At 40.6% G+C, this 8,778-nt stretch carries 11 protein-coding genes; 9 read left to right on the top strand and 2 right to left on the bottom strand.

Annotated features, from left to right (window positions below; genetic code table 11):
* The first annotated feature begins 380 nt into the window (after positions 1-380).
* The 4 genes from tnpA to AB5Z12_RS20190 all read left to right on the top strand — a co-directional run bounded on the left by tnpA (position 381) and on the right by AB5Z12_RS20190 (position 3,427).
* A complete protein-coding gene (gene tnpA / locus AB5Z12_RS20205) occupies positions 381-797 on the top strand; it encodes an IS200/IS605 family transposase (protein WP_148461503.1) in 417 nt (138 codons plus the stop codon).
* A gap of 55 nt (positions 798-852) precedes the next feature.
* Positions 853-2,109 carry a transposase gene (locus AB5Z12_RS20200; protein ID WP_226814884.1) on the top strand — a complete coding sequence of 419 codons (1,257 nt, stop codon included), beginning with the start codon at positions 853-855 and terminating at the stop codon, positions 2,107-2,109.
* 159 nt (positions 2,110-2,268) lie between these two features.
* Positions 2,269-2,424 carry a hypothetical protein gene (locus tag AB5Z12_RS20195; RefSeq protein WP_226814917.1) on the top strand — a complete coding sequence of 52 codons (156 nt, stop codon included), beginning with the start codon at positions 2,269-2,271 and terminating at the stop codon, positions 2,422-2,424.
* Positions 2,411-3,427 carry an ATP-binding protein gene (locus tag AB5Z12_RS20190; protein WP_243243769.1) on the top strand — a complete coding sequence of 339 codons (1,017 nt, stop codon included), beginning with the start codon at positions 2,411-2,413 and terminating at the stop codon, positions 3,425-3,427. Before AB5Z12_RS20195 ends, AB5Z12_RS20190 begins: the two co-directional genes overlap by 14 nt.
* Positions 3,428-3,485: 58 nt before the next feature.
* Here the strand turns inward: AB5Z12_RS20190 and AB5Z12_RS20185 are convergent, their stop codons facing one another.
* Both AB5Z12_RS20185 and AB5Z12_RS20180 read right to left on the bottom strand, forming a co-directional pair.
* Positions 3,486-4,607: a DUF362 domain-containing protein gene (locus AB5Z12_RS20185; RefSeq protein WP_173734787.1), complete on the bottom strand. Its 1,122-nt coding sequence runs from the start codon at positions 4,605-4,607 to the stop codon at positions 3,486-3,488.
* A 147-nt stretch (positions 4,608-4,754) separates the two neighbouring features.
* On the bottom strand, positions 4,755-5,294 hold the full coding sequence (locus AB5Z12_RS20180) for a nitroreductase family protein (RefSeq protein ID WP_118577635.1): 540 nt from the start codon (positions 5,292-5,294) through the stop codon (positions 4,755-4,757).
* 177 nt (positions 5,295-5,471) lie between these two features.
* Here AB5Z12_RS20180 and AB5Z12_RS20175 point away from each other — a divergent pair, with 177 nt between their 5' ends.
* The 5 genes from AB5Z12_RS20175 to AB5Z12_RS20155 all read left to right on the top strand — a co-directional run bounded on the left by AB5Z12_RS20175 (position 5,472) and on the right by AB5Z12_RS20155 (position 8,685).
* Positions 5,472-5,957 carry an RNA polymerase sigma factor gene (locus tag AB5Z12_RS20175; RefSeq protein WP_118577634.1) on the top strand — a complete coding sequence of 162 codons (486 nt, stop codon included), beginning with the start codon at positions 5,472-5,474 and terminating at the stop codon, positions 5,955-5,957.
* Between the two features lie 64 nt (positions 5,958-6,021).
* Positions 6,022-6,522 (top strand): hypothetical protein, encoded by a 501-nt coding sequence (locus AB5Z12_RS20170; RefSeq protein ID WP_227200824.1) that lies wholly within the window; start codon positions 6,022-6,024, stop codon positions 6,520-6,522.
* Positions 6,523-6,678: 156 nt separating this feature from the next.
* Complete coding sequence (locus AB5Z12_RS20165) at positions 6,679-7,473, top strand: GNAT family N-acetyltransferase (RefSeq protein WP_368356835.1); 795 nt, start codon at positions 6,679-6,681, stop codon at positions 7,471-7,473.
* Positions 7,474-7,668: 195 nt separating this feature from the next.
* Positions 7,669-8,205, top strand: coding sequence for a DUF3877 family protein (locus tag AB5Z12_RS20160; RefSeq protein ID WP_118577631.1), 537 nt, complete (start codon positions 7,669-7,671; stop codon positions 8,203-8,205).
* 87 nt (positions 8,206-8,292) lie between these two features.
* On the top strand, positions 8,293-8,685 hold the full coding sequence (locus tag AB5Z12_RS20155; RefSeq protein WP_148461509.1) for a VOC family protein: 393 nt from the start codon (positions 8,293-8,295) through the stop codon (positions 8,683-8,685).
* Positions 8,686-8,778: the final 93 nt, after the last annotated feature.

Here is an 8,778-nt window from a genome sequence, read left to right as displayed (position 1 = left end):
AGTAATTCCACTGCTTTTTAATAAAAATAAAACTGCGCCACAGCCTTGGCAGGCCATCGCGCAGCGATTTTGTTCAAACGTGATTTTTGTGTTAAGATAGTAATGAAAAACGTGAGAAAATTGCGAATAAAAGCTTATAAAACGTGATGACTTTTCTTGAAGGGGTGAGACTATGTATTTTAGGACGATAAGCGGGAATCCTCGGCAATTCAATTACCGAGATGAAAGCGTAGAATTGTGCATATCTGCACATTGAAATAATATAATAATCTCTTTACTCTTTGATATTAAGCTCTTTGATATTAATGCCGTAACCGGCATACAACAAGTCGAAAATATGTTCGGTTTTCATTGCATGTTTCAATTCATTATGTTATACTATATGTATGAAAGAAAATCTAATACATTATAGAACTTGTGTATGTAATATTAACTACCATATGGTATGGTCGGTGAAATACCGACGGAAGATATTAACCCCAGATATTGAGGAATACCTTCAGGAACTGGTGCAGCAGATTGCTGAGGATAAGGGCTTTACTGTTCATTTATTTGAATGTGGTGAAGGAGACCATGTCCATTGCTTTGTATCAGCTCCACCAAAGCTGTCTATAACAGCAATTGTCAAGTATCTGAAAGGGATCACCGGCAGAAAATTATTCGAACGTTTTCCGGAAATAAGAAACCAGCTGTGGAAGGGAGAGCTATGGAATCATTCCTATTATGTGGAAACAATCGGGTCTGTATCTGAAGAAAATATCCGCCGTTATATTGAACATCAGAGCAAATCGTATTAAATCAAGGTGAAGGGTAAATTTTTATCTGCATAGCTGCTGGAAGGGGGAAAGAGGAATGCTGCTGTCACACAGGACATCTGTAAAAATCCGGCCGGAATATTCCAACATTATAGGACATATGTGTTATGCAGCTTCCAAACTCTGGAATGTCTGCAACTATGAACGCCATCATTATAAAGAACTGGGACTGGAAAAGTATCCTGACTGGTATTATCAGAAAAAAGCACATAAAGAAAATCTGTGGTATAAACAGCTTCCGTCACAGACAGCGCAGGAGACCTGCAAGCAGCTGGACAAGGCATGGAAATCTTTTTATGTCCTGAAAAAGACCGGAGGAATCAAAGCTCCAAATCCGCCCCGTTTTAAACAGGACAATATCCCGGTTACATACATGCAGATGGGGATCCGGCATGAGAAAGGTTCAGATCAATTGCGTCTGTCGCTGCCAAAAGATCTGAAAAGCTATATGGAAGAAACATACGGGATCCATGAAAAATTTCTATATCTTGAAAATAAGATTTTCAGGGACATGGATCATATAAAACAGCTGCGGATCTATCCGCCGGAAAATGGAACATGTGACCTTATTGTTATCTATGAGATTGAAGAGCCGGAACAGCTTTCTCAGAATGGACATTATTTATCTGTTGATCTTGGGCTTCATAATCTGATGACCTGTTATGATTCCGGAAATGGCCGGACTTTTATCCTGGGAAGGAAATATCTTTCGTTGGAAAGATATTTTCATAAAGAGATTGCCAGAGTACAGTCTGTATGGTATGCACAGCAGTCGGAAAGAGGGATAAAATATCCAAGATCATCGAAACATATCCAGAGGCTTTACAGGAAAAAGCAGAATGCAGTGAAGGATTATCTTCATAAAGTGACCAGATGGATTGCAGAATACTGCAGAAAAGAAGACATCCGCTGTGTGGTTGTGGGAGACATCCGAAACATCCGCAAAGAAAATGATATGGGGCATAAGACCAACCAGAAGTTACACGAACTGCCATATAACAAGCTGTATATCATGCTGGAATATAAGCTGAAACTGTATGGAATACAATTGATAAAACGGGAAGAAAACTATACCAGCCAGTGCAGTCCGTTAGCACCAGAAGTATCAAAAAGATATGCAGAAGCATCAAACCGAAAAGAACGGGGCATATATATAACCAACGGAGTAAGATATAATGCCGATGCAGTAGGAGCATTTAATATCCTGCGGAAATATCTTTCCGTATCCGGAAAGCAGAAGGAACTGTCCGTAACCGGACTAAAAAATCCAGAAATAATAAAAGTAGCTGTATAGCCGAAAGGCAAGCAGTATTGGTGTCATGGACGCACCCTGAAAAAAGGCGGTATCCCGCCAGATTTCAGATACTCTGGTAACTTAGTTGCCGAGTAGTTCACGAGAAAGGTAGATAGTTATTTAAGACAGTGGAAGGATAAAGAAAACAGGCTTCCGCTAATCATTAAAGGTGCAAGACAGATTGGGAAAACGGAATCTATTGTTCATTTTGCAAGTGAAAATTATGAGAATATAGTTTTTATAAATTTTGTGCTGGAGGGGCAGTATAAAACTATATTAAGTGACGGATATTGCCACTTCTTTGAAGGCTTTTAAGCTGGATGGAAGATTTGATGTAATTTGCAGCGGATCTCTACTTGGAATTAACTATAAAAAGATCCACAGCAATAGCGTTGGCTATAAAACAGATTACGAAATGTTTTCCATGGATTTTGAGGAGTTTCTCTGGGCAAAGGGTTACTCAGATTTACACATCGAACAGATCCTGGAACATATGTGTTCTGGGAAAGCATTTTCTGATACAGAGCTGTCTGTTTACAAAAAAATGTTTCTTGAATATTGCGTGCTTGGGGGCATGCCAGCAGTGATCAGACAATATATAGAAACGAATACATTTTCTGATACTTTGGAAATTCAGCATCAGATTCAATTAGATTATGAAGAAGATATCAGAAAATATGCAGAAGGGTTAGACCAAACGAAGATTGCCAGTGTATATCGAAGCGTTCCGGTACAGCTGGCAAAAGAGAATAAAAAATTCCAGTTGAGTAAAATTGAGAAAAACGCAAGAAGCAGAGAGTATTCGGGCTGTATTGACTGGCTTAAGGATGCGGGAGTTGTTTCTGTCTGCTACTGTCTGGAATATCCGGAATTGCCGTTAAAAGGAAATTATGATGAATTGAAGTTTAAGCTGTACTATCCAGACACTGGCCTGCTAATTGCCTCTTTAGATGAAGAAGCGCAGGAAGATTTACGTGCAAATAAAAATATGGGTGTTTATAAGGGGGCTTTATATGAAAATTTCGTTGCAGAGGCGTTTCTGAAACAAGGATTAGGATTATATTATTACAAAAAAGAAAATGCAACTTTGGAAGAAGATTTTTTTGTCAGGACAAAAGATGAACTGGTTCCGGTTGAAGTAAAGGCAAATAAAAATCGCTCAAAATCTTTAAGAAAACTGATTGATAATGAAAGTTACAGCGATATTAAGTGGGGAATAAAACTGGCTGACAGCAATGTGGGAATAGAAAATGGCATTTATACATTTCCATATTTCTGCTCCTTTTTGATTAAAAGATATCTGGCAAAAAAAGGTTAAAGTTAAACGGCTGCCGCATTGTTCAAAGTGTTTTGATAATGCGGCAGCTGTTTATTAATTAAATTCTCTTCAGTTCATAGCTTCTTGTTCCAAGTCCAATCTTCTCACCATGATCCAGAGTTGCTTCCCACTCCACATTCGGATTGGAATCCATAAAGTGGTTGTGGTGGCAATGCCATTCCGGTTTCGCAAGGTTGTCGCCAAGCTGGCTGTTGCGGATTGGTTCTGCAGCAAGACATGCATCTACGCAGGCCTGATCAAGAGCGATGGGATCGAAGCTTGCGAATATTCCGATATCCGGAAGAATCGGAGCGTCATTTTCGCCGTGGCAGTCACAGTTAGGGCTGATGTCCTGAACCAGAGCGATATGGAAGCATGGGCGCCCATGACAGACTGCCTGTGCATACTCTGTCATTTTACGGCAGAGAAGCTCATTGGAATTGCTGTGCGGGTTGTGAATTGCATCAAAACTGCAGGCACCGATACAACGGCCACAGCCCTTGCATTTATCATAATCAATGACAGCTTTTTTCTCTGGATATGTAATAGCATCACTTCCGCATTCTTTTGCGCAGCGTTTGCAGCCGTGGCAAAGGTCTGTTTCGATAACTGGTTTACCACTATTGTGCTGAGCCATTTTTCCGGCACGGCTTCCGCAGCCCATACCAATATTCTTGATTGCGCCGCCGAAACCGGTGGCTTCATGTCCCTTGAAATGAGTAAGGCTGATGAATACGTCAGCGTCCATTACAGCACGGCCGATTCTGGCAGTTGGACAATACTCCGCATTCTCTACAGGAACTTCTACATCATCTGTACCGCGAAGTCCGTCACCGATAATGATCTGACAACCAGTGGTGATAGTATTAAAGCCATTCAGATTCGCACAATCCATGTGCTCCAGGGCATTCTTACGGCTTCCCGGATAAAGGGTGTTACAGTCAGTAAGAAACGGCATTCCGCCAAGCTCCTTACAAAGATCGGCTACTACTTTTGCATAATTGGGGCGCAGGAAAGCAAGATTTCCAAGTTCGCCGAAATGCATTTTGATGGCAACGAATTTACCCTCCATATCGATGTCTTTGATTCCTGCTGCGATGCAAAGCTTTTTCAGCTTGTCCAGCTGGCTTGTGCCGACTTTACAGCGGAAGTCAGTGAAATATACAGTTGATTTTTCCATAAAATTCCTCATTTCTGATTTTTATTTATCTTCATATTATTCTTGTGATTGCTTTAATGTCAAGTTATTTTTGTACTATAGCGTGTCCTCAAAATCGTTCCCACAAATTGTAACTCACATCTTGCAGAAAGCCTTTTCAAACACGTTTTAAAAGAACTTCAGAACATCCTCCAACTCTCTGCGTCTCGGACGGCTGGGCTCCTCATCGGCTTTTCCCACAGCAATAACGGAAACAATGGTTTCACTTTCCGGAATAGAAAGCATTTCACGAATTTTGTCCCCATCCCGAAGTCCCATAATCAGAGTGGAAAGACCAAGCTCTGTGGCTTTCAGAATCAGGTTTTCGTTCTGAAGACCAAGGTCGTAACAGCCCCATCCATTTCCAATCTCATTATCAGGAGTGCCGTCTGTCTGGAAACCGGCACGGTTATGTACGAAGGTGGTGACGATTAAAGCTGCATGCTCAGTTTTTACATCGTTATTAGCGTAACACAGGCATTCCTTACGAAGCTTCTGACTCATGTCCGCTGATAAAACACAGTAATAACGACCTGTTTCTGTATTCTTCCATGATGGCGCTTCCAAAGCGGCCTGTACAAGCTGCTGGATCTGCTCTTTAGTAACATTTGTATGGGAACTGTACTTACGCACAGATCTTCTGTTCTCAATAAGTGTCTGAAATTCCATGAAAAAGCCCCCTTAAAGTATGTTTTGGCTGTATTTTAGCATAATTCATTGGATGTGAAAAGTTAAAATTTTTTGTAACCTTTCTCCCTATTTATTTGTATAATTAGTGAAGGTACCCGACACAAGAAAATAACAGACCGCTGCTTTTCATACTGATCAGCAGCCAGAGGAGTTCTCATGAGACAACCAGTTCAACAGCTGATCCAGCTCTACCAGAACAATCTTTTTACCGCAGCGTTTAATATCTGTCAGAATCAGATGGATGCGGAGGATGCTGTTCAGGAGACGTTTGTTCAGTATTACACCAGCAGAAAAGAATTTGAAAATGAGCAGCACATCCGGGCATGGCTCCTTCGTGTGGTTATCAATAAGGCGAAAAATATAAACAGGACTTTCTGGAAGAAAAATAAATGCTCTCTGGAGGATTATATGGAAACTCTTTCTTTTCCAGATTCCCAGTCAAGAGATTTGTTTGAAGAGGTAATGAAGCTTCCGGACAAGTACCGCATTGTGATTCACTTGTTTTATTACGAAGATTATCTCGTCAGGGAAATAGCCGAAATCCTGAAGCTTTCAGAAAGCAATGTAAAGGTTCGGCTTTCCAGGGGAAGAGCCTTGCTTAAGGATTCTTTAAAGGAGGAATGGGAAAATGACGAATGGTGAAAAATATAAAAAAGCTTTTTCCGTATTGCAGACTTCAAAGGGCTCATTACAGGAGGTTGAAAATATGGCAAAATTACAGAAAAGAACAAAAATGAAAACTGCAGCTGCAGTGATTGCAGGCTGTATTATCCTTGGAGGAACCGGTACTGCATATGCAGCGAATGTTGGAGGTATCCAGCGCACGGTTCAGATCTGGCTTCATGGTGATCAGACACAGGCGACCTTAGATGTTTCCAATGACGGTACTTATACTATGGAATACTATAATGAGGATGGCACACTTCATCAAACCGGTGGCGGTGGAGTATCTATTGATGCTGACGGAACTCAGCGCGCTCTTACAGCGGAAGAGCTTATGGAGGAAATCAATTCTCCTGATGTAGAATACGAAGAAGATGGAAGCGTATGGGTTTATTTTCATAATCAGAGTATTGACATTACCGACAAATTTGATGATAATAATGTTTGTTTTGTAAAGGTTACAGATGGAAAAGAGACATTCTATTTAACGGTGAAATATAAGAATGGGTACACTTTTTCAAATGATAAATATATAGAACCGTAGAGCTTTTTTCAAACACGCTCTAAAGCGTTTGGTAGGCGTGGAACAGCTGACTTTCATATATGGTGATGTCACCGACATGTTCGTTTAGATAATTGAATTAAGCAAGGATGGCGAGGGGCAAAGGTCTCTCGCCTGATTTACGTAAGGGGGATGAATATGATTTATGAATTAATAGAAACGGGCAGAGCCAGTGCTCTTTTTGCAGGCTGGCAGGATAGTGTGGTCTGGTCCGCATTGCAGGGAGTGATGGGGAAAATATATGTGGATTCTCTGGAAAAACCGGAGAGTGGTGTTGTTATGCTTGGGGATTTCTGCTTCCTGAGTGGAAAACCAAAATCAGAGATCATTTCCGGAGCTTTGACAAACAGTGCATCAGAGGAAGTGATTCTGGTTCCGCAAAATGATGACTGGGCACAGATGATTGTGGAATGTTACGGGGAGAAGGCAGAGAAAGCGATCCGTTATGCAATCAAAAAGGAACCTGGAATCTTTGATTTAAAGCAGCTTCAGAAGGTAGCACAGAGTTTGCCAGGAGAGTATGAGATGAGACTGATCGATCAGGAGCTTTTTGAAATTTGCAGAGATACACAGTGGAGTAAGGATTTGACAGCAAACTACGAAAGCTATAGTCAATACAAAGAGTATGGACTTGGTGTTTGCATTTTAACGGGCGGGGAAGTAGTCGCCGGAATTTCCTCTTATTCTGGTTATGGCAGAAGAAGTGACGAGAATCTTGGATGTCATGGTGGAATTGAAATTGAGGTAGTAACCCGTGAGGACTACCGGAGAAAAGGTCTTGCATATATCGGAGCGGCGCGGCTGCTTCTGGAGTGTGACAAACGCGGGCTTTATCCAAACTGGGATGCAGCCAACAAAATGTCAGTAGGACTGGCAGAGAAACTGGGGTATCATTTCAGTCATGAGTATGTGGTTTATAAAGTGAAAAAGTAAGTTGCGGCGAACCTGGAAGTATGGTAGAATATGAAAGACTGAAACGAAACATTATATAATTGTGATTTTTGTTATAAAAAAGCAAAGAAAACACTCATAATAGAAGAAAATTGTCAATTGATTGAAAAAGCAGCGGAAGCATTCAGCTGAAAGAATGGGATGTAAGGCCGCTTTTTAGTGGAAGTAGGAGAACTTATGACTGGATTTAAGAAGCTGGAAAATAGTTTAATAGATGTAATAAAGGAAGAACAGGCTAAGCTTGGCTTTAAGGAAGAGAAGATTCACTTATATTATCCGCTATCTTCCCTAAATCATTTTTTTTCTGTGCAGGACAGTGCAGAAGAAATGTTGGCTCGTCTGCAGAATCTGCCGGAAGAGCTGACTTCCAAGCTGGGAAATGTGGCGGTGTCTCATAAAGGGGACAGATTCTGTTTTTATATTCCGGAGCCTGGAAGCGTTTATGTGCATGAGAATATGAAAGAGAATGAATTTATCAAAGTGCTCATCGAACTGGTTCAGAAGCATGACTGCACAAAGGTGAAATTACTTGACCTGTTTACTTCTTACTGGGAAAAAACAGAAAGTCAGGAAATGGACAATGGAGAATTTGATTTCTATATCCGTTTCCTGGATAAGGCAGATGATACCTATTATTACTGCTTTAAGGATGAGGGATTCCATTTCATTTATCACAGATTTCTGCCAGAGGATTATGAGGATTTTGGATTTTGAACAAGCGTAAATCTTGACAAACAAGAAAACTTGTGCGTATATTGTAAAAAAGCTGTTGTTTGTTCATTACAAAGGAGGAGATCGAAAATGGATTTGAAAAACTATTCAACAGGTGTCCAGCACATTGGAATCCCAACGAACGATATTGATAAAACGGTAGATTTTTACCACAAACTGGGCTTTGAAACCGCTTTTGAAACGGTTAATAAAGAGGCAGATGAGAAGGTTGTATTTCTGAAGCTTGGAACTCTGGTTGTAGAAACATATGAGAATCATGCAGCAGTCCTTCAGGCTGGTGCAATTGATCATGTTGCACTCGATGTTAAGGACATAGAAGAAATTTATCAGTACGTTAACGAGGCTGGTTTGAATACCACACAGGACAGTATTCATTTTTTACCATTCTGGGAAAACGGAGTAAAGTTTTTCACTATTGAAGGACCGAATAAAGAGAAGGTTGAATTCAGTCAGTACTTATAAAGGATATTTATAACAGGAAAGGGGCTGTCACACTGAACCGCTCCCCGTCAAGTAGACAATTGAAAAAATATAAATTTTTCTTGCCAGCAGAAA

Origin of the sequence: Ruminococcus sp. RTP21358st1_G6_RTP21358_211008, assembly GCF_040908885.1 — a bacterium.
GTDB classification, from domain to species: domain Bacteria; phylum Bacillota; class Clostridia; order Lachnospirales; family Lachnospiraceae; genus Blautia_A; species Blautia_A faecis.
Note: the sequence above shows the minus strand (reverse complement) of the source record. Positions and strands in the feature narration are given on the sequence as shown.

Coding starts and splice junctions, on each gene's coding strand:
- AB5Z12_RS20200 (WP_226814884.1), top strand. CDS start 853: ATGCTGCTGTCACACAGGACATCTGTAAAAATCCGGCCGGAATATTCC.
- AB5Z12_RS20185 (WP_173734787.1), bottom strand. CDS start 4,607: ATGGAAAAATCAACTGTATATTTCACTGACTTCCGCTGTAAAGTCGGC.
- AB5Z12_RS20180 (WP_118577635.1), bottom strand. CDS start 5,294: ATGGAATTTCAGACACTTATTGAGAACAGAAGATCTGTGCGTAAGTAC.
- AB5Z12_RS20175 (WP_118577634.1), top strand. CDS start 5,472: ATGAGACAACCAGTTCAACAGCTGATCCAGCTCTACCAGAACAATCTT.
- AB5Z12_RS20170 (WP_227200824.1), top strand. CDS start 6,022: ATGGCAAAATTACAGAAAAGAACAAAAATGAAAACTGCAGCTGCAGTG.
- AB5Z12_RS20165 (WP_368356835.1), top strand. CDS start 6,679: ATGATTTATGAATTAATAGAAACGGGCAGAGCCAGTGCTCTTTTTGCA.
- AB5Z12_RS20160 (WP_118577631.1), top strand. CDS start 7,669: ATGACTGGATTTAAGAAGCTGGAAAATAGTTTAATAGATGTAATAAAG.
- AB5Z12_RS20155 (WP_148461509.1), top strand. CDS start 8,293: ATGGATTTGAAAAACTATTCAACAGGTGTCCAGCACATTGGAATCCCA.